Here is a 24,946-nt window from a genome sequence, read left to right as displayed (position 1 = left end):
AGAAGTAGCCTCTGCGGTCATGCGCATCGCCATCGCCGGACTCGCCACCAGTCACCCGTACACCGACGCCCGAACTCTGCGTGCCGGCGCGGCAGCTCCCGAACTGGTGGTGTGGGAGCCGGATCCGCAGCGGCTGGAGCGGTTCCGCGCCGAACAGCCCGACGCCGTCGTGGTGCCGGACCTGACCGCGCTGCTGGCCACCGCCCCGGACGGGGTGGTGCTCACCGTGCCCACCTCTGGGGTGCCGGAGGCGCTGGCGCGGATCCTCGACCGGAAGCTGCCGTGCTTCGTCAACAAGCCGGCCGCGGCCACCCGCGACCAGTTGGACCGGCTGGAACCGGTGGTCCGCCGGGCACCCGAGCTGGTGCTCACCTCCTCGGTGCTGCGGTTCGCCCCGGCGTTCGCCGCGTTCGACGTGGCGCGCGAGGAGGTACTCGCGGTACGGGTCACCGTCCGGCACGACGTCGGCCTCTGGGCCACCGGCTACAACCCCTGGCAGGACGATCCCGGCGTGGGCGGCGGCACCCTGGTCATGATGGGCCTGCACGGAGTCGAGCTGCTTGTCGCGCTGCTCGGGCCGGCGGTCCGGCTGGTCGGGGCGGCCGCGACCGTACGCCGGCACCACGGCCTGCGCTCCGAGGACACCGGCCTGCTGACCGTGCAGTGGGACGACGGCGTGCCCGGAACGGTCGAGGTGCTCGGGGTGAGCCAGGGCGAGTCGTACGAGGTGACGGTGTACACCGCCGCCGGGGAACGGCGGGTGGCGCTGCGCGGCGGCGCCGACGAACTGGGCTACCGGGCCACGGTGGACGCCTTCCTGGACATGGTGGCCGGCGCGCCCGCCCCGGTGCCGTGGGAGCAGACCCGGGCGGTGCTGGAGATCCTCGCCGCGGCCCGCGACCTGACCTGACCGCCGCGGCCGATCCGGTCGCCACGACACCTTGACGCCCCCTGGGACGGAAGTTACGGTCATGACCGTTAATCCGGAAGGGTGTGGTGGTATGCGTACCGTGGCGGACCTGGAGGAGCGCCTGGCCCGGCCGCGCGGCGTCCTGGTGGACGACCTGCGCAAGATCGACGGTGACCTGCTGATCCTCGGTGCGGGCGGCAAGTTGGGGCCGAGCCTGGTCCGGCTGGCGCTGCGCGGCGTCGCCGAGGCGGGCACCGGCGCCCGGGTGATCGCGGTGTCCCGCTTCTCCGAGGCCGGCCTCGCCGACGCGCTGCGGGACGAGGGCGCGGTGGTGGTCGAGGCCGACATCACCGACGACGCCGCCCTGGCCGCCCTGCCCGACGCGCCGAACGTGGTCTTCCTGGTCGGTGCCAAGTTCGGCACCAGCGGCCGGGAACACGCCACCTGGGCGACGAACGCCTACCTTCCCGGCCGGGTGGCGCAGCGCTTCGCCGGCTCGCGGATCGTCGCGCTGAGCACCGGCAACGTCTACCCACTGGTGCCGGTCACCTCCGGCGGCTGCGTCGAGGCGACCCCGGTGCAGCCGGTCGGCGAGTACGCGATGTCCTGCCTGGGCCGGGAACGCGTGCTCACCCACTTCTCCGAGCGCCACGACACTCCGCTGGCGCTGATCCGGCTCAACTACGCCGTCGAGATGCGCTACGGCGTCCTCGTCGACATCGCCTCCTCAGTGCTGGCCGACAAGCCCGTCGACCTGACGATGGGGCACGCCAACATCGTCTGGCAGGGCTACGCCAACGAGGTGACACTGCGTGCCCTGCACCACGCACGGACACCGCCGTTCGTGTTGAACCTGACGGGCCCGGAGCTGGTCTCGGTCCGTCAGGTCGCCACCGCGCTCGCCGACCGGCTGGGGCGGGAGGCGCGCTTCACCGGCACCGAGGCGCCGACTGCGCTGCTGTCCAACGCGCAGCTCTGCCACCGGCTGTTCGGCTATCCGGACGTGCCGGTCGCCGAGCTGATCGAGCTGACGGCGGACTGGGTCGGCGACGGGCTTCCCCTGCTCGGCAAGCCGACCGGATTCCAGCGCCGCGACGGCAACTTCTAGGAGAGACCGTGTTGACCGCACCGGACACCCGACAGACCACGGCCCTGGCCCGATTCAAGCAGGGCTGCGTCATCCCCGCACACCCGCTCGCCCTCGACACCGGCCGGCGGCTCGACGAGCGCCGGCAGCGGGCCCTGACCCGCTACTACCTCGCCTCCGGTGCCGGTGGCATCGCCGTCGGCGTGCACACCACCCAGTTCGCCATCCACGACCCGGCGGTCGGGCTGCTCGCCCCGGTGCTCGAGCTGGCCGCCGAGACCGCCGCCGGCTCGGGGGCCATCCTGGTCGCCGGCGTCTGCGGAGACACCGCGCAGGCGGTGCGTGAGGCGGAACTCGCCGCGTCGCTCGGCTACGACCTGGTGCTGCTGTCGCCGTACGCGCCGCTGGACGAGGACGCCCTGATCGAGCGGGCCCGGGCGGTCGGCGAGGTGCTGCCGGTGATCGGCTTCTACCTCCAGCCCGCCGTCGGCGGCCGGCACCTGTCCCGCGAGTTCTGGGCCCGGCTGGCCGGGCTGGAGTCGGTGGTCGGGATAAAGGTCGCGCCCTTCGACCGCTACCGCACCCTCGACGTGCTGCACGGCGTCTGCGCCGCCGGGCGCACCGGCGACCTGGCGCTCTACACCGGCAACGACGACCACATCCTGGCCGACCTGGTGGCCCCGCACCGGATCACTGTCGACGGGCGGCCGGTCGAGGTCGAGTTCGTCGGCGGACTGCTCGGCCAGTGGGCGGTGTGGGCGCGTACCGCCGTGGGCCTGCTGGAGGACGCCCGCGGCGCGCGCGGCGGTGACGACATCGCGCTGCGCCGGCTGCTCACCCTCGACGGTCACCTGACCGACGCCAACGCCGCCATCTTCGACGCCGCGAACGGCTACCACGGCTGCATCCCCGGGATCCACGAGGTGCTGCGCCGCCAGGGCCTGCTGGCCGGCCGCTGGTGCCTGGACCCGGCCGAGGAGCTGTCGCCCGGGCAGCTCGCCGAGCTGGACCGCGTCCACGCCGCCTACCCGCACCTGCGCGACGACGCGTTCGTCGCCGAGCATCTCGACACCTGGCTGGCCTGATCCCCGCTCACCCCGGTCCGTGCCACGGGGCACGGACCGGGTCGGGGTCACACCGTCAGCCGGTAGAGCGTCAGCGGACGGCCGCTGCTGCCGGAGGCGAGGTTGCCCAGGCGCTCGGCCAGGCCGGCCAGTTCCAGGCGGTGCAGCATGCGGCGGGCGGTGCGCTGCTGGATGTGGAGCTGCGCGGCGACCTCGCGGCTGGTCAGCGGCTCGTCGCCGGCCGCGGCGCGGACCTCGCGCAGGCGCAGCAGGGTGGGTACCGACAGGCCGACCCGCTGGGCGATGACGGCCAGGTTCGCCTCCGCCGGTGGCGGGGTCGGGCTGGTCGACTCCAGCACGATGTCGGTCTCGCCGCGCAGCGACAGCACCGCGGTCGTCGACCCGACCCGACGGGCCCGGCTCAACGCCCGGCGCGCCAGGTTCTCCGCCTCCGCGGCGCTGCGCCCCAGCCCGAAGCCGATCTGGACGGTGCCGTGCCGCTCGGCCAGGCGACGCAGCATCGGCAGCGCGGTGAAGCCGCCGGTCGCGTCGTGCAGCGGACCGCGGGTGGTGACGATCAGGTACGTGTCGGGAGCGAACCGGGCGAGCGTCCCGCCGAGCGTGGCGACCTCCTTGAGCAGGCCGTCGTCACCGTCCGGGAGCCTGGCCAGGCCGAGGGCGATCTGTGCGTCCTCCTGGGCCTGGCTGTTGACCGACAGCAGCACCTGGCGCAGCGCGGTGCGCACCGAGTGGATCGACGGGGCGAGCCGGAACGTCGGCATCTCGTGCCGCAGCGCCTCGTAGACCGACCTGATGCAGGTGACCGCCACCTGGGCGCCGGAGCTGTGCTGCCGCCGGTGGAAGGCCACCACGTCGTCGGAGCTGAGGCTGCCCCGGTACGGCAGGGTGCGGACCCGGTCGACCGGCAGTCCGGCCTCGGTGAACGTCGTCGCGATGTCCGCGCCGGTGATCGTGTCGATGGAGATCCGGGTGACGTCGTGCCCGTCGCGCAGCAGTCGCACGGTGGCCTGGAGCAGTGTCGCTCCGGTGTAGTCGACGAAACCCGCCGGCCGGGTCAGCGCGTTGGCGTCCCGGGCCAGGGTGTACGGCACCACACCGGTGAACAGCCACGCGTCGACCTGTGTCGCGTGCGCGTCGACGAGTGCCGGGGTCTGCGACTCGTGGTCGTAGTGCAGCCGCCGCGCGGTGACGCCGGGCTGCTCCTCGCAGACGGCCGCCACGTCGTCGACAAGGTCGTGCGGCCCGACGACCCCTATCTCGATGGTCACGGCTGCCTCCGGTCGAAGGGTTGCATGTTCCGTAGCTCAAGATTACGGTCAGGCCCGGTATTTCCGGAAGTCGGGAGGGTACGTGTCATTTCCCAGCATGGCGGATGCCGGTGGCCGGACCCTCGGCGCCGAGGAACTGGACGCCGTCGCCCGGGTGCTCCACTCGGGGATGCTGAGCTCCGTGTGGGGCACCGAGGTCCGGGCCCTGGAACGCGAGATGGCCGACCGGCATGGAGTCTCCCACGCCGTGGCCACCAGTTCGGGGACGGCGGCCCTGCACTGTGCGGTCGCCGCCGTCGCGCCCGACCCGGGCGACGAGATCATCACGTCTCCGATCAGCGACTTCGGCACCGTCGCACCGATCCTGGCGCAGAACGCCGTGCCGGTCTTCGCCGACGTCGACCCGTACACCGGGAACCTGGATCCGGACGCTGTCGCCGCCGCGATCGGACCCCGTACCCGGGCGATCCTCGCGGTGCACCTGTTCGGCGCGGCGGTCGACCTGCGGGCGGTGGCCGACGCCGCCGGCGTCGCACTGATCGAGGACTGCGCCCAGGCCTGGCTCGCGGCCTATCCGGACGGCTCCCTGGTCGGCACCGCCGGCGCGGTCGGCTGCTTCAGCCTCCAGCAGTGGAAGCACATCACCTGCGGCGACGGCGGCCTGGCGGTCACCGACGACCCGGCGCTGGCCCGGCGGATGCGGCTCTTCGCCGACAAGGGCTGGCCGCGCGACGAGGCCCGCCGGCACGTCGGCCTCGGTCTGAACTACCGGATGACCGAACTGGCCGGCGCGGTCGCCCGCGCCCAGCTCACCAAGCTGCCCGGCGTGCTCGCCGACCGCCGCCGCACCGCCGCCCGGCTGCACGCCGCCCTGGCCGACCTGCCCGGCGTACGCCTGCCCGCCGACGTCGACGCGCACGCCTGGTGGCTCTTCCCGGTGGTGCTGGACCCACCCCTGACCAACCGTCAGGTCGCCGCGACGCTCGCCGCGGCCGGGATCCCGGCCCGCGCCGGCTACCTCGACCAGCCGCTGCACCACGCGCCCGCGCTCACCGACGCCCCGGTCTACGGCACCTCCCGCTTCCCGCTCACCGTCCCGCCCGCCGATCGGGAACCCACCTACGGGCCGGGCACCTGCCCGGTGGCCGAGCGGCTCATCGACGAGACCCTGCTGGTGATCGACTGGAACGAGCGCTACACCGACGGCCACGTCGACGAGATCGCCCGCGCCGTCCGGGCCGCGGTGACGGCGTGATCGCCCCGGCCGCCGCCGCGCTGCGGGACCGGCTGCGGTGGACCCTCGTCGCGGCCACCGCCACCCCGGTCGACGGCGGCGGCGCGACGGACGAGGCGATCCTCGACCGCTACCTGCGGGGCCTGGTCGCCGACGGCGCCGACGCCCTGGCGGTGCTCGCCCACACCGGTCGCGGCCCGTTCCTCGACGACGCCACCCGGGACCGGGTGGTCCGGCGGGCCGTCGCGACCGGCGTACCGGTGATCGTCGGGGTGGGCGGCCGGCCGGGGGAACGGACCGGCGATGTCGCCGACCAGGCCACGGCCGCCGCCGCCCTCGGCGCCGCCGGGGTGCTGGTCTTCCCGGTCGACGGTGACGCGCCGGCCCACCACGACGCCATCTGGCGGGCCGCCGGCCTGCCGATGCTCGCCTTCGACCTCTACGTCCGGCCCTATCCACCGGAGCGGCTCGTGGACCTGCTGGACCATCCCGGCGTGGCCGGGGTCAAGGTGGCGCGGTTGCACGACGCGATGGCCTGCCAGGCCGCGCTCGCCGCCGCCCACGCCGCCGACCGGCTCGCCGTCACCGGCGAGGACCGGATGTTCGGGCCGTCGCTGATGTGGGGTGCGCAGGCCGCGCTCGTCGGCCTCGCCGCCGCCGCGGTGCCGGTAACCGCCGCCGTGCTCCGGGCCTTCGCCGAGCGGCGGTACGCCGACTTCGTCACCGCCTCGGCGCGCCTGGACCGGCTCGCCGAGGTGACCTTCACCGAACCGATTGAGGGGTACGTCCGCCGGATGCTCTGGATCGCCGCCGCCGAGGGACGCATCCCGCAGTCGTACGCCGACGACAGGTACGGGCCGGCCCTGTCCGCGGACGACCGGGCGCGGGTGCTCGCGGTGGCGGCGTCACGGTGACCTCTCCGTTCACCGCCGGCGACCTGCCGCCCGTCACACTCGACGTCGACGTGCTCGTCGGCCGGTACGCCGACCGCCCGGGGCCGGTCGGTGACCCGCGCCAGGTGGTTGACGCGCTCACCACGAACGGGATCGGCCGGGCGGCGGTGGCCAACCTGCGGGCGGCCCTGTTCGACGTGCCCACCGGCAACGACGAGTGCGCCGCACTAGCCGGCCCGCGCGTGCTGCCGGTTGGCGGGGTCGACCTGCGTGACCCGCTCGGGGCCGAGCGGGAGGTGGACCGGCTGGCTGAGCGGGGCGTCCACGCGATCCGGCTCTTCCCCGACGAACAGCGGGTGGAGGCGGACTTCCCGGCCGTCCGGCACGTGGCCCGCCGGGCCGCCGCGGCCGGCCTGGTCGTCCTCACCGGCGGCGACGTCCGCCGGTTCTGGCGTCCACTTCGCGGGGCGACCGTGGTCTTTCTCGACACGCACTTCTACCACCTGGGCGACTTCGTCGTCGCCGCCCGCGACGAACCGGGCTTCCACACCTCCACCCGGCTGCTCAACTCGCCGGACGCGATAGAGACCGTCGCGGAGCACGTGGGTATCGGCCGGCTGCTCTACGGCTCCCGTACGCCGTTCTACGAGGCCGTCGTACCCCGGCTCCGGCTGGCCCGGGGTGGCCTCACGCCGGCCGAGGTGGCCGCCGTGGCCGGCGGCAACGCCCGCCGCATCCTGGAGCCGATCGAATGATCATCGACGTGCACGCCCACTGGGGACCGTGGTTCTTCAGCATGGAGGTCGGCGCGCTGGCCACCAACCTCGCCGTGATGGACCGGTACGGCATCGACCTCGCGATCGCCTCGGCCACCGAGGCGGTGATCTACGACGTGACCGCCGGAAACCGGGCCATGGCGCGGACGCTGGAGCACAGCGACCGGCTGCGGGGCTACCTGACGGTCAACCCGCGCCGGCTCGACGACGCCGAACGCGACCTGCGGGAGCTGCTGCCCACCGGCCGGTTCGTCGGGGTGAAGATCCACACCGACTACACCGGCTCACCGGTGTGCTCTCCGCAGACCCGGGCGGCGCTGGAGCTGGTCGCCGCCCACGACCTGCCCGCCCTGGTGCACACCTGGGACGCCACCCCACTGGAGCTGGCCCAGGCTTGTGTGGACATCCCCGGCCTACGGGCCATCGCCGGACACATGGGCGCCAACGGCTGGCGGCACGCGGTCGAGGCGGCGAACGCGGTGGACCGGCTGTGGCTCGAACCGTGCTTCTCGCACACCGAGGCGGGCCGCTTCGCCGCCGTCGCGGCGGCGGTCGACCCCGGACGGCTGCTGTTCGGCACCGACGCCACCCTGATCGACCCGGCCGCCGCGTACGGCGCGGTGCTCGCCGCCGACCTGCCGCCGGCGCTGGCCGAGCGGGTCGCCTGGCGCAACGCCGCTGAACTGTTCCGCCTCGACGTCACCGGCTGACCGCGGACACGGCGTGGGGCCGCCCTCCCGACCTGGAAGGACGGCCCCACGACCGCCGTCTACTTCTTCCTCTTCTTTTTAGGCAGTGGGAACAGCGCCAGGTCGTTGCCGAGCATCCCCCAGGTGGCCTTGCCGTCCGGGGTGAAGTGGAACGACGGGTTGTTGTACCAGCCCCGCGGCACGTTGTCGTACAGGGTGGTCACCTCGCCGCCGGGAACGGTCGGCAGCTCGGAGATGTCGTTGGTCCAGTGGACCCAGGAGAAGACCCGGCCGTCGACCCCGTTGAACTGGCCGTACCCGCCGAGGTCGCCCTCCATCACGATCTGCCGGGTGTGCAGGTCGTAGGCGAACCAGGCCCCGCGCGGACGGCGGCCCATCGCGTAGAGCAGGTTGCCCACGACGAACAGGCTCTCGTACGACAGCCAGTCCGGCTTGATCTCCTCCCGCCACAGCAGGGTCCGGGTGACGATGTCCACCGCCGCCACCTGCGCCACCTTGCGGATCGGGCCGCTGGTGCCCTCGCCGTAGGTGTCGCCGGCGAGGTAGGCCGTGGTGCCCCGCACCACCACGTCCATCACGCTCTGCTCGGGCAGGAACTCCCGGTGGGAGTCGAAGGTGTTGTCGCTCAGGTCGATGAAGGTGAGCGCGCCGGTGTGCTTCGTGGTCTGCGGGCTGGACGCCACGATGAGCTGGTTGCGTTGCCGGTCGTGGTGGATCCGCTTGGTGCGCAGCTGCTCGTTACCGAGCAGTCCGAGCGGGGTGATCTCGTAGCTGTCCGGATCGATCGCGACGATCTGGGCGCTCGGGTAGAGACCGGCGTACACCACGCCGCGCCGGCCCTCCGCCATCGCCTTGACCTCGCCGTTGATGTCGAAGCGCTCGCTGGTGCCGGCGTTCGGCCGGTGGACGGTCATCGCGTAGTGGCCGCCCACCCAGATCCGGTTCCGGCTGTGCCGCATCATCGACTGGATGGTCTCCGGGTACCCGAAGCCCCGGTCGGCGGTCTGCCACACGCTGGCGGTGCCGCCGGGCGTCGCCTTCCACAGGTGGCCGAGCCCGCTCACCCCGAGCAGCGCGCCGCCGGGCAGCGGAGCGAGCAGCTGGTTCTCCACGTCGGCCAAGGGCCGGCCCACCTTGGTCAGGCCGTCGGCGGTGACCTCGTACAGGTTGGTGGTCAGCCGGCACAACGCGTACACCTTGCCGTCGCTGCCCACGGTGAGCTGGTCGATGTAGCGGTCCTCGGCGGGAATGTCCCGGGACACCCGCTGCGAGCCGTCCCGGCGGAAGGAGATCAGTTGCCGGCCGCAGGCGACGTGGAGCATCCCGTCGTTGACGACCAGGTCGAGGATCCCCACCGGCGAGGCGCTGAGGTACGACGTCAGGCTGGTCGGCGCGCCGCCGCCCTTCGGCCACATCAGCAGCGTGCCGGGGGCGGCCGAACCGCCGTAGACGTACTCGTCGTCGACCGCGACGGCCGCCGCGTACTGCGAGGTCGAGATGCGACCGTACGTCTCGACGGTGGCGTCGGCCAACCGGATCCGCTTGACCGTGCAGTCCGGGTACGTGCCGATGTACAGGTGCTCGCCGTGCACCACCATGTCGTAGTACCAGGTGGTGGCAGCACCGGCCCGGGACCACGCGACGACGTCGCCGGTCTGCGGGTCGTACCGGTACACGTCCGCGCTACCGGCGGGACCGATGTAGACGTACCGACCGTCGGCGGCGAGCTTCTGCCCGCCATTGCTCGGGATCGCCAGGTCCGCGATCGACCGCTGCTCGCCGGTGTGCACGTCGAACTCGCCGAGCCGCATGCGGCCCTCCGGCGTGTTGAACCGTGAGGTGATGAAGACGCTGTCGCCGATGACGGCGGCCCCGCGCACGGCGGCGGTCAAAGAGGCGGGGCCGAAACTAATCGGCGTCAGGGGCTTTTCGGCTGCGGATGCGGGGGACGAGAGCCCAGCATGCCCGACTGCCAGCGATGCTCCGGCGGCTGCGCTACCTGCGAGCAGTGTGCGACGGCTGAGGGGCATGGGAGTCTCCGTTCGTCGACTACATTACGGCCAGGACCTTAATAATCGGCTTTCTATGCGTCAAGGGTCGGTGACCGGTTGGCGCCGGCGCGGTTCGATCCCTCATCCCGAGCACCCTGTTGCCCGCGCCGGTGGCGATCCTCTACGGTCTGCTGAAGCGGTGGGCGGTGCGGTCCGCATCCGACCGACACCGCCGGGTGCCCGTCGCGCGGGCCGGGATGGTGGAGTCCCGGGCCACCCCGTCGGCGGTCGTCGCGGCGGTCGTGTGACTCCAGCTCGTCCTCCGGGTGGTGCTGCCCGGCGCGGCTCCGCGCGGTGCCGACGGCGAGCGGGCCACGCCGATCCCCACCGGAGAATCCCGTGTTCCTCAGCCCGCACGAGCAGGATCGCCTGCTCGTCCACGTCGCGGCCGACGTCGCTCGCCGCCGCCGCGAGCGCGGCCTGCGACTCAACTATCCCGAAGCCGTCGCGATCATCACGGCCTTCCTGCTCGAAGGGGCCCGCGACGGGCGGTCGGTGGTCGACCTCATGTCCGCCGGCCGGACGGTGCTCGGCCGCGAGGACGTCCAGGACGGCATCCCCGAGCTGCTGAGGGAGGTGCAGGTGGAGGCGACGTTCCCGGACGGTACCAAGCTGGTGACGGTGCACCACCCGATCCCGTGATCCCCGGGGAGATCCTGCCGGCGGCCGGCCCGGTCGAGATCAACGTGGGTCGGCCGGTGACCACTCTGGTCGTGGTCAACACCGCCGACCGTCCGGTGCAGGTCGGCTCGCACTACCACTTCGCCGAGGCCAACCCGGCCCTGATGTTCGACCGGGCCGTGGCCTGGGGCCAGCGTCTCGCCGTTCCGGCGGGTACCTCGGTCCGGTTCGAGCCGGGCGTGAGCCGCACCGTCGAGCTGGTCCCGCTCGGCGGCGCACGCGTCGTGCCCGGCCTGCGCGGCGAGTGCGCCGGGCCGCTGGACGAAGCGTCACCACCCGCGCCGGGAACAGCCGCACCGACGACCGACGGGCCGGCGCGGTGAGCGCCGTGCGGCGGGACCGCTACATCGACCTGTACGGGCCGACCACCGGTGACCGCATCCGGCTGGCCGACACGAGCCTGCTGATCGAGGTGGAGACCGACCACTGCGTGGGCGGCGACGAGGCGGTCTTCGGCGGCGGGAAGGTGATCCGCGAGTCGATGGGCCAGTCGCGGGCGACCCGCGCCGAGGGCGCTCTCGACACCGTCGTCACCGGCGCGGTGGTGCTCGACCACTGGGGCGTGGTCAAGGCCGACGTGGGTCTGCGCGACGGGCGGATCGTCGCCCTCGGCCGGGCCGGCAACCCGGACACCATGCCCGGCGTCCACCCCGAGCTGGTCATCGGCCCGGCCACCGAGGTCATCGCCGGCAACGGCCGGATCCTCACGGCCGGCGCCGTCGACACCCACGTGCACTTCATCTGCCCGGAGATCGTCACCGAGGCGCTCGCAAGCGGCGTCACCACACTCGTCGGCGGCGGCACCGGCCCCGCCGAGGGCACCCGGGCCACCACGGTCACCCCGAACGCCTGGCACCTGGCCAGGATGCACGAGGCGCTGGACACGCTGCCGGTCAACGTGCTGCTGCTGGGCAAGGGCAACACCGTCTCGCCGGAGGCGCTGTGGGAGCAGTTGCGCGCCGGCGCGGGCGGCTTCAAGCTGCACGAGGACTGGGGCACCACACCGGCGGCGATCGACGCCTGCCTGCGGGTGGCGGACGCCTCCGGGGTGCAGGTGTCCATCCACACCGACACCCTCAACGAGGCCGGTTTCGTGGCCGACACGCTGCGGGCGATCGCCGGCCGGGCCATCCACTCGTACCACACCGAGGGCGCGGGAGGCGGGCACGCGCCGGACATCATCACGGTGGCCGGTGAGCCCAACGTGCTGCCGTCGTCGACCAACCCGACCCGGCCGTACACCGCCAACACCCTCGCCGAACACCTGGACATGCTGATGGTCTGCCACCATCTCAACCCGTCCGTGCCGGAGGACCTGGCATTCGCCGAGAGCCGCATCCGACCGTCTACCATGGCCGCCGAGGACCTGCTGCACGACCTCGGCGCGATCTCCATCATCGGCTCCGACGCCCAGGCGATGGGCCGGGTGGGCGAGGTGATCCTGCGAACCTGGCAGAGCGCGCACGTCATGAAGGAGCGGGTCGGCGCGCTGCCCGGCGACGGCGCGGCCGACAACCACCGGGCCCGCCGGTACGTGGCGAAGTACACCATCTGCGCGGCGATGGCGAACGGGCTGGACCGCGAGATCGGCTCCGTCGAGCCGGGCAAGCTGGCCGACCTGGTGCTGTGGGATCCGGCGTTCTTCGGCGTACGACCGCACCTGGTGCTCAAGGGCGGCATGATCGCGTACGCCCAGATGGGTGACGCCAACGCGTCCATCCCGACACCGCAGCCGATGCTGCCGCGCCCGATGTTCGGGGCGTACGGCGCCGCGGCTTCGGCCACCAGCCTGGCGTTCGTCGCGCCCGCCGCTCTCGACGCCGGGCTGCGCCTCGACGTGCGGCGACGGGTGGTACCCGTCGCGGACGTGCGCTCGCGGGGCAAGGCCGACCTGCCGGAGAACGACGCGATGCCCCGGATCGAGGTGGACCCGGACACCTTCACGGTGCGGATCGACGGTCAGGTGGTGGAGCCGGACCCGGTGCCACGCCTGCCGATGGCCCAGCGGTACTTCCTGTTCTGATGGCGACGTCGAGCCTGCTCCTGCTGCTGGCCGACGGTCGCTTCCCGGCCGGCGCGCACGCCCACTCCGGCGGCCTGGAGGCCGCCGTCGCCGCCGGCCGGGTCACCGACCTGGCCACGTTGGAGGCGTTCCTGGCCGGCCGGCTGGCCACCGCCGGGCTGGTCGGCGCGGCGTTCGCGGCGGCGGCGCACCGGGCCGTGACCTCGGCCGGTTCCGCCGTACGCGGGTCCACGCTGGCGTTGCTCGACGCGGAGCTGGACGCCCGGACGGCGGCACCGGCGCTGCGCACGGTGTCCCGTCGCCAGGGCCGGGCTCTGCTGCGCGCGGGCCGGGCCATCTGGCCGGAGGCGTCCTTCGCCGACCTGCCCGGCACACCCGGCGGAGCGCACCAGCCGTTGGTGCTCGGGCTGCTCTGCGCCGCCGCCGGCCTGAGCCGCGCCGAGACCGCCACGGTCGCCACCCACGGGACGGTGACCGGCGCGGCCAGTGCGGGCGTACGCCTGCTCGGCCTCGACCCGTACCGGGTCCAGGCCCTGCTGGTCGGTCTCGCCGACCGGTGCGACGGCGTCGCCGCCGCGGCGGCACGGGCCGCCGACGACCCACCCGAGCGGCTGCCCGCGGCGGCCGCCCCCCTTGCCGACATCCATGCCGAAGCTCATGCCACCTGGGAGGTGCGTCTCTTTGCGTCCTGAAACCGTTGCGCCCACTGCCGACCGGAGTCCCGCCCCGCACGACGAGACCGTTCCGCACACCCACCCCGAACCGGGGGTGGACCCGCATCCGCCGCTGGCCCGAGCCGGCCGGGCGCTGCGCGTCGGCATCGGCGGGCCGGTCGGGTCCGGCAAGACCGCCCTGGTGGCGGCCCTGTGCCGGGCGTTCGCCGGCGAGCTGCGGCTCGGCGTGGTCACCAACGACATCTACACGACCGAGGACGCCGACTTCCTCAAGCGGGCCGGCGTGCTGGACCCGACCCGGATCCGCGCCGTGGAGACCGGTTGCTGTCCGCACACCGCCATCCGGGACGACATCGGGGCCAACCTCGACGCCGTGGACGAGCTGGCCGAGGCGGTCGGCCCGCTGGACCTGGTGCTGGTCGAGAGCGGCGGCGACAACCTGACCGCCACGTTCAGCCGGGGCCTGGTGGACCGGCAGATATTCGTGGTCGACGTGGCCGGCGGGGACAAGGTGCCGCGCAAGGGCGGGCCCGGGGTGACGTCCGCCGACCTGCTCGTGATCAACAAGACCGACCTGGCCCCGATGGTGGGCGCGGACCTGGCCGTCATGGACCGGGACGCGCGGGCCCGGCGCGGCGACCTGCCGACCGTGTTCCTGTCGATCGTCGGCGACCCGACGGCGGGGCGGGTCGCCGACTGGATCCGCCACGAACTGGCCCACCACGCGGCCCGGCACCCGATCGCCCCGGCCTGATGCGCGCGGACGCCCGGCTGGTGGCCCGGGCCGACGGCCGGGGCGGCACGGTCCTCGCCGAGCTGCGCGGTGAGACGCCGCTGCTGCTGCGACAGACGCCCGGCAGCGGTCGTGTCGCGACCGTGTACGTCGTCGGCGGGGCGGCCGGCCCGCTCGCCGGCGACGACCTGCGGCTGGAGATCGACGTGGGACCGGGGGCGGCGGTGCGGGTACACACCGTCGCCGCCTCGGTCGCCCTGCCCGGCCGGCCCGACGCCGTGTCACGGATGGTGGTCCGCGCCGTGGTGCACGACGGCGGCGCCCTGCACTGGCTGCCCGAGCAACTGGTCGCCGCGGCCGGCTGCGCCCACCTCGCCGAGTCCCGGGTCGAGCTGGCCGCCGGGGCGAGGCTGACCTGGCGCGACGAGGTGATCTGCGGCCGGTACGGCGAGGCGCCGGGCGGTGCGGTCGTCCACACGCGGGTCGACTACGACGGCCGGCCGCTGCTGCGCCAGTCGCTGGCCGTGGGACCGGACGCGCCCGGCTGGGCCGGCCCCGCGGTGCTCGGCGGCGCGCCGGCCACCGGGTCGCTGCTGGTGGTGGACCCGTCGCGGCCCCACGAGCCCGCGACGGTCGAGGGCACCCTCGCCCGGCTGCCCCTGGCAGGTGGTCCGGCGACACTGTGGACCGCCACCGCCCCCGACGCGCACACGCTGCGCGCCCACCTCGAAGGCGAGCCGCTGCTCACCGAGGTGCGGTGAGGCGAGGGTCAGCGGCGAGGGCCGGCCGCCGCGGCCTGGTCGCGGCGACCCGCCGGGTCGAGTCGGGCGATCAGGTCGGCGATGTGGTCGAGCAGGGCGGTGTCGGCCGGTACGCCCGCCTCGGCGAGGCTGGTCCGGACCCGCTCGTCGAGGCGGGCGTGCTCGCGGCGGCCCCGGGTGGTCAGGTAGGCCCGGATACGCCGGCGGTCCAGCGGGTCGATCCGCCGGAACACCAGGTTACGGTCGACGAGTTGGTCGACCAGCTTGGTGAGGGTCCCCGGCGGCAACGACGCCTCGGCGGACACCTCGCTCATCGGATGGCCCTGACCGTCGGCGAGCAGGCAGAGCACCCGCCACGCCTCGGTGGTCAGGTCGTCGTCGGCCAGCACGGCGGCCAACCGGCGGGAGAGCAGCCGTTCGGCGCGGGTGAGCGAGCGCAGCAGATCGGCTGGCGCCCCGGGCACGTCTGACATGGAGCTCCCTGGGCCGGTGGCCCTGTCATCGTAGCGACTCGTCCCGGTCCGTGGAGAGCTGTGGTTTTCCCACGTCGGCCGGACAATCATGGGCTCATGTCCGCGCCGGCACCGCCGTGGCTCACGGTCGATCGGACCGTGGTCAGCATCGCGCTGGTGTACCCGATGCGCGGGCCGGCGGGAATGTTCGGCCCGACCTGCGAACTCTGCGCCCAGCTCGCGGTCGAGGAGATCAACGCCGGTGGTGGGGTGCTGGGCCGCGAGGTGCGGCTGGTGCCGGTCGACGGTGGCGCCCCGCCGACCGAGGTGGCCGCCCAGGTGGAGGCGCTGGTGTCGGTGGGCGCCGTGCAGGGCGTGACCGGTTGGCACATCTCCTCGGTGCGGCAGGCGCTCGCGCCCCGGGTCGCGGGCCGCGTGCCGTACGTCTACACCGCCCTGTACGAGGGCGGTGAGCGTACCGAGGGGGTCTATCTGACCAGCGAGACGCCGGACGCCCAGCTGTGGCCCGCGATGCGGCTGCTCGCGGGGGAGCAGGGCGTGCGCCGCTGGTTCGTGGTCGGCAACGACTACGTGTGGCCCCGGCGCACCGCGCGGGCGGCCCAGCGGTACGCGTTGCGCGGCGGTGGCCGCGTGGTGGGCCAGGCGTTCCTGCCGTTGGAGACGCACGACTTCGACGGCGTGTTGCGCCGGATCGAGCGTAGCGAGGCCGACGCGGTGGTGATGCTGCTCGTCGGCGCGGACGCGGTGCGGTTCAACCGGGCGTTCGCGCGTGCCGCGATGGACCAGCGCTGCCTGCGGCTGAGCACTCTGATGGACGAGAACATGCTGCTGGCCAGCGGGGCGGGCGCGACTCGGCGGCTCTACAGCACGGCGGGCTTCTTCGCCGGTCTCGTGACGCAGGAGAACCTCGACTTCCACGGCGAGTTCGCCCGCCGGTTCGGGGTGGAGGCGCCGCCGTTGGGCAGCCTGGGGGAGTCCTGCTACGAGGGCGTGATGCTGCTCGCCGCCCTGATCGGGCAGGCCCGCACCCTCGACGTACGGGCGATCGAGACGGCTGCCGACACGGTGGCGTACCACGGGCCGCGCGGTCGGCTCCAGCTGCGTCGGCGGCACGTGCGCCAGCGGATCTACCTCGCCGAGGCCGACGGTCTCGACTTCACCGTGCTCGCCCAGATCTGACCGTCCGATGCGGACCCTTGACACGTCCACCCGGCCCGGCCCTAAGATACTTCCTGCGTGAAGTATCTACCCGCGGGGTGGATACCACGAATGTCTGTCCACCGTCGGCGGAATCTGCCCGTCGACCATTGTGGTGACAATTCCTCCCCGTGTTCGTCACGGCCGACACCGTCTCGCTTCAGACGGTGTCGGCCATTGTGGCATGCGTTCTCTCCAGGTGCGCGAGAAACAGTCAATTAAGGGCTGGGAAACGTCCGCGCAATCATGTCGGTCGACGCTTTGCGTGCCCGTGTTCGATGCGATGACGACAGGCGACGTCCACCCGTCGACCTCGGCATCGCCAACTCCACCGGACCGCACCGACCGTCCTTTCGCTACTTCACTGCACACCGCAGGGAGATTAGATGTCACTTCCTTTCCGCCGCCGGATCCTGGCGGGTGCCATGACCCTCGTCGCCGCGGTCGCCATGACCGCGTGCGGCAGCAGGACCAGCGACGAGGGCGGCGCGGCCGGCGTCACCGCCGACGTCTCCGGCGACACCGTCAAGGTGGGCCTGCTCAACTCGCTCTCCGGCACCATGGCGATCAGCGAGGTCACCGTCCGCGACTCGATCATGCTCGCCGTCGAGGAGATCAACGCGGCCGGCGGCGTCCTCGGCAAGAAGATCCAGCCGGTCGGGGAGGACGGTGCCTCGGACTGGCCCACCTTCGCGGAGAAGGCCGAGAAGCTCATCTCCGAGGACCGGGTGGCAGCCGTTTTCGGCTGCTGGACGTCGGCCAGCCGCAAGGCGGTCAAGCCGGTGTTCGAGAAGAACAAGGCGCTGCTGTTCTACCCGGTGCAGTACGAGGGTCTGGAACAGTCGCCCTACATCTTCTACACGGGCGCGACGACCAACCAGCAGATCGTCCCCGGGCTCGACTACCTCAAGGCCCAGGGGACGAAGTCGGTCTACCTGGTCGGCAGTGACTACGTCTTCCCGCGCACGGCCAACAAAATCATCAAGGCGTACGCGGCGGCGAACGGCATGACAGTGGTCGGCGAGGATTACGCGCCACTCGGGTCGACCGAATTCGGCACGATCGTCAACAAGGTCAAGTCGTCCGGCGCGAAGGCGGTCTTCAACACCCTCAACGGCGACAGCAACGTGGCGTTCTTCAAGGAGTACAAGTCGGCCGGGCTGACCGCCGCCGCGATGCCGGTGGTGTCGGTGTCCATCGCCGAGGAGGAGGTCAAGGGCATCGGAACCCAGTACCTGGAGGGCCAGCTGACCGCGTGGAACTACTACCAGACCACGCCCGGCGCGGCGAACAACAAGTTCGTGGCCGCGTACAAGGCGAAGTACGGCGCGGACAAGCCGACGAGCGACCCGATGGAGGCCGCCTACGTCAGCGTCCACCTGTGGAAGGCGATGGTCGAGAAGGCCGGCACGTTCGACGTCGAGAAGGTCCGCGGCGCCTCCGACGGAATCACCTTCGACGCGCCGGAGGGCCTGGTCACCGTCGACGGCAAGACCCAGCACATCGCCAAGACCGCCCGCATCGGCAAGGTCGGCGCGGACGGCCTGATCACCGAGGTGTGGAACTCCGGCAAGCCGATCGCGCCGGACCCGTACCTGAAGACCTATCCGTGGGCGAGCGGCCTGAGCTGACGACGCCGGCCCCGGGCGGGAACCGCGACGACGCGCCCCGCCCGGGTCCCCGACCAGCAGTACGGGAGTACCCACCGTGACAGTCCTCTTCGGTCAACTCTTCACCGGCATCAGCATCGGCGCGGTGCTGCTGCTCATCGCGCTCGGGCTGGCGCTGACCTTCGGCCAGATGAACGTCATCAACATGGCGCACGGCGAGTTCATCATGGCCGGCGCCTACACCACGTACGTGCTGCAACAGAGCATCACCGGCGCCGGCTTGTCGCTGCTGGTCGCGCTGCCTGTCGCGTTCGTGGTCGCCGGCACGATGGGGGTGCTGCTGGAGGTCCTGCTGATCCGCCGGCTCTACGCCCGGCCCCTGGACACCCTGCTGGTCACCTGGGGCGTGTCCCTGATGCTGCAACAGCTCGCCCGGGACGTCTTCGGCAGTCCGAACGTGCAGACCCGCGCGCCGGAGCTGCTCACCGGAAACGTGGCCCTGCCCGGCGGGCTGACGGTCGCCAACAACCGGCTGTTCATCCTGGCCCTGGCCCTGGCCGCCGTCGCCGCCCTCGCCCTGGCGCTGCGGCTCACCCCGTTGGGGCGCCGGATCCGCGCGGTCGTGCAGAACCGCGACCTCGCCGCGGTGTCCGGCGTACCCACCGCCCGGGTCGACCGGACGACCTTCTTTCTCGGTTCGGGCCTGGCCGGGCTCGCCGGGGTGGCGCTCACCCTGCTCGGCCCGATCGGCCCGACCATGGGCACCAACCTGATCATCGACGCCTTCCTGGTCGTCGTGGTCGGCGGGATCGGCCAGCTCAAGGGCAGCGTGATCGTCGCCTTCGCCCTCGGGGTCCTCCAGGCCACCGGGGAGTACCTCACCACCCTCAGCGTCGCCAAGGTGATCGTCTTCGTGGCGATCGTCGCGTTCCTCCAGTGGCGGCCACAGGGCCTGTTCACCCTGCGGACCAGGAGCCTCGCATGACCGCCGTGACACCCGCGCCGCCGAGCACCGCCGACCCGTCGGCCCCGGCCGGCACCGCACCGGGAAGCCGACCGGGTGGCCGGTCCCGGCTGCGCGCGGCGGCGGGGTTCGCGTTCGGCGCGGCGCTGCTGTTCGCCGTCGCGCCGCTGGCGCTGTCGGACTTCCGGCTGGCCCTGCTCGCCAAGTACCTCTGCGTCGCCATGGTGGCCGTCGGCATCGGCATCGCCTGGGGACGCGGCGGCATGCTCACCCTCGGCCAGGGCGTCTTCTTCGGCCTGGGCGGCTACGCGATGGCCATGCACCTCAAGCTCGCCGACGCGGGTCCCGGTGGGATGCCCGACTTCATGCAACTGTACGGGCAACTCGACGAACTACCGGTCTGGTGGCGGCCGTTCGCCAGCCCGTGGTTCGCGCTGCCGGCCACGGTGCTGCTGCCGATGGCCGTCGCCCTCGGGCTCGGCTCACTGGTGTTCCGCCGCCGCGTGCGGGGCGCGTACTTCGCCATCCTCAGCCAGGCGCTCGCCGCCGCCATGGTGATCCTGTTGATCGGCCAGCAGGGGACCACGGGCGGCACCAACGGGCTCACCGACATCCAGGGCTTCTTCGGTTACGACCTGGACGACCCGGTCAACCAGCGGATGGTCTACTTCATCATCGCCGGCGTCCTGCTCGCGCTGCTCGCGCTGGCCCGCCAGATCGTCCACAGCCGCTACGGGGAACTGCTGGTGGCGGTGCGGGACAGCGAGGAGCGGGTCCGTTTCCTCGGCTACGACCCGGCGTCGGTCAAGCTCGTCGCCTACGTGGTGGCGGCGGGTATGGCGGGCCTCGCCGGCGCGTTGTTCGTGCCGGCGGTGGGCATCATCTCGCCCGCCCTCATCGGCATCGTCCCGTCGATCGAGTTCGTCATCGGTGTGGCGGTGGGCGGCCGGGCCACGCTGCTCGGGCCGGTGCTCGGCGCGGTGGCGGTCGCCTGGGCGCGTACCGCCCTCTCCGAACGTTTCCCGGGCACCTGGACGTACCTGCAGGGTCTGCTCTTCGTGGTGGTGGTGGCGTTCCTTCCCGGCGGCCTGGCGTCGCTGTGGGCGCTGACCCGCCGCCGCGCCGAGCGGGCGGAGGCGCACCGATGAGCGACGACCGGCTGGACGGGCTGTCCGTCCGTGACGTGCGGGTCAGCTTCGACGGCTTCACCGCCGTCGACGGCGTCTCGCTGGAGGTGCCCGCCGGTGACATCCGGTTCCTGATCGGGCCGAACGGCGCCGGGAAGACCACAGTGGTCGACGCGATCACCGGTCTGGTGCGGGCCACCGGCTCGGTGCGCTTCGGCGACCAGGAGCTGCTGGGCCGCCCGGTGCACCGGATCAGCCGGCTCGGCGTCGGCCGGACGTTCCAGACGTCGACCGTCTTCGAGGAGCTGTCGGTCGTGCAGAACCTCGACATCGCCGCGGGCGCCCGCCGGAGCTGGGCCACCCTGGCCCGGCGGCGGCGGGGGATCCCCGACGAGGTGGCCGCCGCGCTGGAGACCATCGGGCTGACCGGCCGGGCCGACCAGCTCGCCGGCACCCTCGCGCACGGCCAGAAGCAGTGGCTGGAGATCGGCATGCTGCTGGTGCAGGACGCGCGGCTGCTGCTGCTCGACGAGCCGGTCGCCGGGATGAGCCACGAGGAGCGCGACGCCACGGGCGCCCTGCTGGAGACGGTGAGCCGGGACCGCACGGTGGTGGTGATCGAGCACGACATGGACTTCCTGCGTCGCTTCGCGCGCAGCGTCACCGTGCTGCACGCGGGGAAGGTGCTCAGCGAGGGCACGGTGGCGCAGGTCCAGGCGGACCCGCGCGTGCAGGAGGTCTACCTCGGCCACCCGGTCGACGCCGGGTCGGTCGCCAGCGGTCTGGAGGCATGATGCTGACCCTGCGTGGGGTGCACGCCGGATACGGGCGTTCCCGGGTGCTGCACGGCGTGGACCTCGCCGTCCCGCCCGACGGGGTGGCCGCGGTGCTCGGGCACAACGGCGCCGGCAAGAGCACCCTGCTGCGGGTCGCGGCAGGCCTGCTGCGCCCGAGTGCCGGCACCGTCGAGCTGGACGGCGAGGACGTCACCCGTGTCGCGCCGCACGAGCGGGTGGCGCGCGGCATGGCGTACGTCCCGCAGGGCCAGCAGTGCTTCCCGCACCTGACGGCGGCGGAGAACCTGCGCCTCGTCGCCGACGGCCGGCGTGACGGCGCGGTGGCGACGGCGGAGGCGCTGGACCTGTTCCCGGCGCTGCGTCCGCTGCTGCGGCGGCGGGCCGGGCTGCTCTCCGGTGGTCAGCGTCAGCAGCTCGCCATCGCCCGCGCGCTGATCACCCGGCCGCGGCTGCTCATGCTCGACGAGCCGACCGAGGGCATCCAGCCGTCGGTGGTCGCCGAGATCCAGGAGCGGATCGTCGAGCTGACCCGGCAGTCCGGCTTCAGCGTGCTGCTCGTCGAGCAGCACCTCGGGTTCGCGCTGCGGGTGGCGAACCGCTACCACGTCCTCGAATCCGGCCGGGGCACCTCGCACGGCGACGGGGGAGTCACGGCGGAGCGGGAGGTGCGCGCCGCCCTGGCGGTCTGACCCGGGTCGGCTCGCGCCCGTCGCTCCCGCTGACGCACGGCCCGTTCCCGACGCGGGTGCGCCGGGCCGGCGGGACACCGGCCCGGCGTACGTGTTCCGCGTCCTCCCGGATCGCTCGGGAGCGGTCAGGAACGACCGATGACGGCGGTGACCCGGATCTCGACGCGCATGTTCGGCGCGGCCAGCGTCACGACGCCGATCATGGTCCAGGTGGGCCAGCGGTCGCCCCTCCGACCGTGCCTCGTCGTGACACAGGGATCGCACGCCGACCCCGGTGCGGGCGGCGAGTTCACCGATCCGGACGGTGGCGGTCACCGCTACCTCCCCGTTCTTACCTCACGTCCGTGTGAGGTTCGGTCTCACCGGCCCGACCTCGACCGAGGGCCGCCCTCACCGCTCGCGGACCGTGGCCGGCTCGCGGTCGCCGACAGGGAGACTCTGACCGATGATTGCCCCATGACGAATCCCGACCTCGACCCTGACGTCTACCCGCCCCTCGATCCGCGCGAGCCGATACCGGACGACGCCGACGAGCTTCTCGCCGACACGCCCGGGACGCTGCCGGAGGCCCCGGTCGAGCCGATGCCCGACGACGGCGAGGCGGGCGGGGTGCCCGAACCGGCATGACGCGCAGTGGCACGCCACGACACGGTGTTGTCGCCCCGCCGGCGTCGCCGGGGAATCGGGCGACGTTTCGTCACCCGCGGTGGGGGCATTTCCTGGGCCGCGGCCCATCCGAGCCGCTCCTTGACCGCCCGGATCGGAGTTCGCGATGATCGTCGATCCCGTTGGAGACGATGCTCATGATCGTCACTGAGTGGCGCCGGGTGGGGTTCTGCCCGGTCCGGACCGCGACGCCGTTCCGCACGGCGGAGATCCGAGGGTGACCGGGCAGAGCGACCGCACGGCGGAGGCGTTCCGTTCCGCGGTGCTCGACGGACGTCTCGATCTACCGTTGCCCGGTGGCGGCCGGACGCCCGAGCGGTGGCTGCGCCTCATCGAACTCGGCCGTGTGGACGTGGCGCTGGCTCGGCTGGGGGAGGGGCACGCTGACGCCCTCGCGATCCTGGCCGAACTCGGCGCGTCGACCGATCCGGCGTGGCGACGGCAGCCGTGGGGCGTGTGGGCCGCTGTGCCGGCTTCGGTCACCGCGAACCGGGACGGCGCTCGCTGGCGGCTGACCGGCGAGCGGCCCTGGTGCTCGGGGGCCGGTCTGCTGTCCCGGGCACTGGTGACCGCCGTCGCCGTCGACGGCGTACGGCTGTTCTCGGTCGACGTCGGCGCGGCCGGGGTCACTCCGTTGTCCGACACCTGGCCCGCCGTCGGGATGGCCGCCAGCGACAGCCGGACCGTGCGTTTCGACGACGTGTACGCCGAACCGGTGGGCGAACCCGGCAGCTACACCTCGCGGCCGGGCTTCTGGCACGGAGGGCTGGGCGTCGCCGCCTGCTGGTACGGCGGAGCGGTCGGAGTCGCCGACGCGCTGCTCGACGCGGCGCGCCGTCGCTCCGACCCGCATCTCATGGCCCACCTCGGCGCGGTCGACACGGCCCTGGTCGGCGCTCGCGCCCTCCTGTTCACGGCAGCCGGCGAGATCGACGCGGATCCCACTGCCGATGCGGACCGGTTGGCCCACCAGGTTCGCGCCGCCGTCGAGGCGGCCGCCACCGAGGTCCTCGACCGGGTCGGCCGGGCGCTGGGGGCCGGGCCGCTGTGCCAGGACGCCCGGCACGCCCAGCGGGTCGCCGACCTGACGGTGTACCTGCGGCAGAGCCACGCGGAGGCGGATCTGGCTCACCTCGGTGAGCTGGTGACGGCGATCGGAGATCCCCGGTGGTGAGGCCGATCGTCGATGCGGGCACCGACGAGGGACGGTGGCGAGCGTGGTCGGCGCCGGCGGTGTGGCCCGCACTGCTGGAGGACGGTCGGATGCCGACCGTGCCGCCGTTGGTGGTCGCTCCTCATCCGGACGACGAGGTGCTCGGAGTCGGTGGCCTCGTCGCCATGCTCGCCGAGGGTGCCGGAGCGGAGATCACGGTCGTCACGGACGGCGAAGCCTCCCATCCGGGGTCGACGGTCCACCGGCCGACGGAGCTGGCGGCGATCCGGCGGGCCGAGACGGCCGCCGCTGGCAAGCTGCTCGGGGTCGCTTCCTCGGCCATCGATCACCTCGGACATCCGGACGGCGACGTGGACGAGGTGGCGCTCACCGAGGCCCTGACCGCGCGACTCACCCCCGGCAGGTGGTGTGTCACGACGTGGCGCGGAGACGGCCACCCGGACCACGAGGCGGTCGGCCGAGCGGCCGCGCTCGCCTGTCGGCGCACCGGCGCGACGCTCCTGGAGTTTCCCGTCTGGACCTGGCACTGGGCCGAGCCGGGCGACCCGGACGTGCCGTGGCATCGCGCCCGCCGGGTGGATCTGACCGCGTCGGCCCGAACGGCCAAGGCGAGAGCGATCGACGCCTTCCGCAGTCAGATCCTGCCGCTCGGGCCGGCGCCCGCCGACGCCGCGATCCTTCCCCCGAACGTGCTCGCACGCTTCGCGCGTCCCTACGAAACGGTGTTCGTGCCATGACCGCTCGCCGCACTCCCGCCGAGTACTTCGACCACATGTACGCCGATGCCGAGGACCCGTGGAGCTTCGAGACCCGCTGGTACGAGCAGCGCAAGCACGACCTGACCGTCTCCTGCCTGCCGCGACCGCGCTACCGGTCCGCCTTCGAGCCGGGATGTTCGACGGGGGCGCTCACCAGCCGCCTCGCGCAACGGTGTGACCGACTCCTCGCCGTCGACATCGCCGCCGCCCCGGTCGCGACCGCGCGGAAGCGGCTCTCGGACCAGGCGCACGTCCGGGTGGAACAGATGCGCGTTCCCGAGGAGTGGCCGGCCGCGGTGGACGGACCCTTCGACCTGGTCGTGCTCTCCGAACTCGGCTACTACTTCGACGACGCGGGGCTCGAGCTGCTGATCACGAGGGCCGTGGAGTCCCTCGAGCCGGGTGGTGCACTCGTCGCCGTCCACTGGCGGCCGGCGGTGGCCGAGCACGTACGCGGCGGGGACGACGTGCACCGGCGGCTCGGTGCCCGGGACGGTCTGGCGCGGACGGCGCACCACCAGGAGGAGGACTTCCTCCTGGACGTCTATCTCCGGGTGCCGCCGCCGGCCCGGTCCGTCGCCCAGGTCGAGGGCCTGTGGTGAACC

The 24,946-nt window shown here is 73.0% G+C and carries 27 protein-coding genes; 24 read left to right on the top strand and 3 right to left on the bottom strand.

The window, feature by feature from the left end:
* The first annotated feature begins 19 nt into the window (after positions 1-19).
* The 3 genes from COO58_RS19415 to COO58_RS19405 all read left to right on the top strand — a co-directional run bounded on the left by COO58_RS19415 (position 20) and on the right by COO58_RS19405 (position 3,082).
* Complete coding sequence (locus tag COO58_RS19415) at positions 20-910, top strand: Gfo/Idh/MocA family protein (RefSeq protein ID WP_098746595.1); 891 nt, start codon at positions 20-22, stop codon at positions 908-910.
* A gap of 91 nt (positions 911-1,001) precedes the next feature.
* Complete coding sequence (locus tag COO58_RS19410; protein ID WP_098746592.1) at positions 1,002-2,018, top strand: NAD(P)-dependent oxidoreductase; 1,017 nt, start codon at positions 1,002-1,004, stop codon at positions 2,016-2,018.
* Between the two features lie 8 nt (positions 2,019-2,026).
* Entirely contained in the window at positions 2,027-3,082 is a 1,056-nt protein-coding gene (locus tag COO58_RS19405) for a dihydrodipicolinate synthase family protein (protein WP_218012404.1), read from the top strand.
* Between the two features lie 47 nt (positions 3,083-3,129).
* Here the strand turns inward: COO58_RS19405 and COO58_RS19400 are convergent, their stop codons facing one another.
* Complete coding sequence (locus COO58_RS19400) at positions 3,130-4,350, bottom strand: hypothetical protein (protein ID WP_098746590.1); 1,221 nt, start codon at positions 4,348-4,350, stop codon at positions 3,130-3,132.
* A 97-nt stretch (positions 4,351-4,447) separates the two neighbouring features.
* Between COO58_RS19400 and COO58_RS19395 the strand changes: the two genes are divergently transcribed.
* Genes COO58_RS19395 through COO58_RS19380 form a run of 4 tightly spaced genes read left to right on the top strand, consistent with a single transcriptional unit; the run spans position 4,448 to position 7,963 of the window.
* Positions 4,448-5,605 (top strand): DegT/DnrJ/EryC1/StrS aminotransferase family protein, encoded by a 1,158-nt coding sequence (locus COO58_RS19395; protein WP_176558907.1) that lies wholly within the window; start codon positions 4,448-4,450, stop codon positions 5,603-5,605.
* Entirely contained in the window at positions 5,602-6,498 is an 897-nt protein-coding gene (locus COO58_RS19390) for a dihydrodipicolinate synthase family protein (RefSeq protein WP_176558906.1), read from the top strand. The genes COO58_RS19395 and COO58_RS19390 overlap by 4 nt, the downstream gene beginning before the upstream one ends.
* On the top strand, positions 6,495-7,232 hold the full coding sequence (locus tag COO58_RS19385; RefSeq protein WP_176558905.1) for a hypothetical protein: 738 nt from the start codon (positions 6,495-6,497) through the stop codon (positions 7,230-7,232). Before COO58_RS19390 ends, COO58_RS19385 begins: the two co-directional genes overlap by 4 nt.
* A complete protein-coding gene (locus COO58_RS19380; RefSeq protein ID WP_098746583.1) occupies positions 7,229-7,963 on the top strand; it encodes an amidohydrolase family protein in 735 nt (244 codons plus the stop codon). The genes COO58_RS19385 and COO58_RS19380 overlap by 4 nt, the downstream gene beginning before the upstream one ends.
* 59 nt (positions 7,964-8,022) lie before the next feature.
* Here COO58_RS19380 and COO58_RS19375 read toward each other — a convergent pair whose 3' ends face one another.
* Complete coding sequence (locus tag COO58_RS19375; RefSeq protein ID WP_218012403.1) at positions 8,023-9,843, bottom strand: YncE family protein; 1,821 nt, start codon at positions 9,841-9,843, stop codon at positions 8,023-8,025.
* Positions 9,844-10,124: 281 nt separating this feature from the next.
* Here COO58_RS19375 and COO58_RS30300 point away from each other — a divergent pair, with 281 nt between their 5' ends.
* The 7 genes from COO58_RS30300 (at position 10,125) to COO58_RS19345 (ending at position 14,886) form a co-directional block, all read left to right on the top strand.
* Entirely contained in the window at positions 10,125-10,262 is a 138-nt protein-coding gene (locus COO58_RS30300) for a hypothetical protein (protein ID WP_176558904.1), read from the top strand.
* Between the two features lie 91 nt (positions 10,263-10,353).
* The gene (locus tag COO58_RS19370) at positions 10,354-10,656 is read left to right on the top strand and encodes an urease subunit gamma (protein ID WP_091573768.1); all 303 of its coding nucleotides are present in this window, start codon (positions 10,354-10,356) and stop codon (positions 10,654-10,656) included.
* Positions 10,653-11,018, top strand: coding sequence for an urease subunit beta (locus COO58_RS19365; protein WP_091573769.1), 366 nt, complete (start codon positions 10,653-10,655; stop codon positions 11,016-11,018). Before COO58_RS19370 ends, COO58_RS19365 begins: the two co-directional genes overlap by 4 nt.
* Positions 11,015-12,718 (top strand): urease subunit alpha, encoded by a 1,704-nt coding sequence (locus COO58_RS19360; RefSeq protein WP_098746579.1) that lies wholly within the window; start codon positions 11,015-11,017, stop codon positions 12,716-12,718. The genes COO58_RS19365 and COO58_RS19360 overlap by 4 nt, the downstream gene beginning before the upstream one ends.
* The gene (locus tag COO58_RS19355; protein WP_098746577.1) at positions 12,718-13,410 is read left to right on the top strand and encodes an urease accessory protein UreF; all 693 of its coding nucleotides are present in this window, start codon (positions 12,718-12,720) and stop codon (positions 13,408-13,410) included. Before COO58_RS19360 ends, COO58_RS19355 begins: the two co-directional genes overlap by 1 nt.
* 76 nt (positions 13,411-13,486) lie before the next feature.
* Complete coding sequence (gene ureG, locus COO58_RS19350) at positions 13,487-14,146, top strand: urease accessory protein UreG (protein ID WP_099160304.1); 660 nt, start codon at positions 13,487-13,489, stop codon at positions 14,144-14,146.
* Positions 14,146-14,886: an urease accessory protein UreD gene (locus COO58_RS19345; protein WP_098746574.1), complete on the top strand. Its 741-nt coding sequence runs from the start codon at positions 14,146-14,148 to the stop codon at positions 14,884-14,886. The genes ureG and COO58_RS19345 overlap by 1 nt, the downstream gene beginning before the upstream one ends.
* 8 nt (positions 14,887-14,894) lie before the next feature.
* Here COO58_RS19345 and COO58_RS19340 read toward each other — a convergent pair whose 3' ends face one another.
* A complete protein-coding gene (locus tag COO58_RS19340) occupies positions 14,895-15,359 on the bottom strand; it encodes a MarR family winged helix-turn-helix transcriptional regulator (RefSeq protein WP_091573774.1) in 465 nt (154 codons plus the stop codon).
* Between the two features lie 96 nt (positions 15,360-15,455).
* Between COO58_RS19340 and COO58_RS19335 the strand changes: the two genes are divergently transcribed.
* From COO58_RS19335 to COO58_RS19290, 10 genes are all read left to right on the top strand, one after another.
* A complete protein-coding gene (locus COO58_RS19335; protein ID WP_091573775.1) occupies positions 15,456-16,538 on the top strand; it encodes a substrate-binding domain-containing protein in 1,083 nt (360 codons plus the stop codon).
* A gap of 404 nt (positions 16,539-16,942) precedes the next feature.
* Complete coding sequence (urtA, locus tag COO58_RS19330; RefSeq protein WP_098746572.1) at positions 16,943-18,187, top strand: urea ABC transporter substrate-binding protein; 1,245 nt, start codon at positions 16,943-16,945, stop codon at positions 18,185-18,187.
* A 76-nt stretch (positions 18,188-18,263) separates the two neighbouring features.
* Positions 18,264-19,151 carry an urea ABC transporter permease subunit UrtB gene (gene urtB / locus COO58_RS19325; RefSeq protein ID WP_098746570.1) on the top strand — a complete coding sequence of 296 codons (888 nt, stop codon included), beginning with the start codon at positions 18,264-18,266 and terminating at the stop codon, positions 19,149-19,151.
* On the top strand, positions 19,148-20,278 hold the full coding sequence (gene urtC / locus COO58_RS19320) for an urea ABC transporter permease subunit UrtC (RefSeq protein WP_091573778.1): 1,131 nt from the start codon (positions 19,148-19,150) through the stop codon (positions 20,276-20,278). Before urtB ends, urtC begins: the two co-directional genes overlap by 4 nt.
* Entirely contained in the window at positions 20,275-21,051 is a 777-nt protein-coding gene (gene urtD, locus COO58_RS19315) for an urea ABC transporter ATP-binding protein UrtD (protein ID WP_098746568.1), read from the top strand. Before urtC ends, urtD begins: the two co-directional genes overlap by 4 nt.
* Positions 21,048-21,743, top strand: a complete 696-nt coding sequence (gene urtE / locus COO58_RS19310) for an urea ABC transporter ATP-binding subunit UrtE (RefSeq protein ID WP_255292713.1) — start codon at positions 21,048-21,050, stop codon at positions 21,741-21,743. Before urtD ends, urtE begins: the two co-directional genes overlap by 4 nt.
* Before the next feature lie 138 nt (positions 21,744-21,881).
* Positions 21,882-22,370: a hypothetical protein gene (locus tag COO58_RS19305; protein WP_098746566.1), complete on the top strand. Its 489-nt coding sequence runs from the start codon at positions 21,882-21,884 to the stop codon at positions 22,368-22,370.
* 256 nt (positions 22,371-22,626) lie between these two features.
* Positions 22,627-23,583 (top strand): acyl-CoA dehydrogenase family protein, encoded by a 957-nt coding sequence (locus COO58_RS19300; protein ID WP_255292712.1) that lies wholly within the window; start codon positions 22,627-22,629, stop codon positions 23,581-23,583.
* An 89-nt stretch (positions 23,584-23,672) separates the two neighbouring features.
* Positions 23,673-24,320 (top strand): PIG-L deacetylase family protein, encoded by a 648-nt coding sequence (locus COO58_RS19295; protein WP_098746648.1) that lies wholly within the window; start codon positions 23,673-23,675, stop codon positions 24,318-24,320.
* Positions 24,317-24,943, top strand: coding sequence for a class I SAM-dependent methyltransferase (locus COO58_RS19290; protein ID WP_098746565.1), 627 nt, complete (start codon positions 24,317-24,319; stop codon positions 24,941-24,943). Before COO58_RS19295 ends, COO58_RS19290 begins: the two co-directional genes overlap by 4 nt.
* Positions 24,944-24,946 lie beyond the last annotated feature (3 nt).

The organism is Micromonospora sp. WMMA1996, assembly GCF_002573675.1.
Classification (GTDB): domain Bacteria; phylum Actinomycetota; class Actinomycetes; order Mycobacteriales; family Micromonosporaceae; genus Micromonospora; species Micromonospora sediminicola.
The sequence above is the reverse complement of the archived record's forward strand: the minus strand, read 5'-3'. Positions and strand labels throughout refer to the sequence as shown.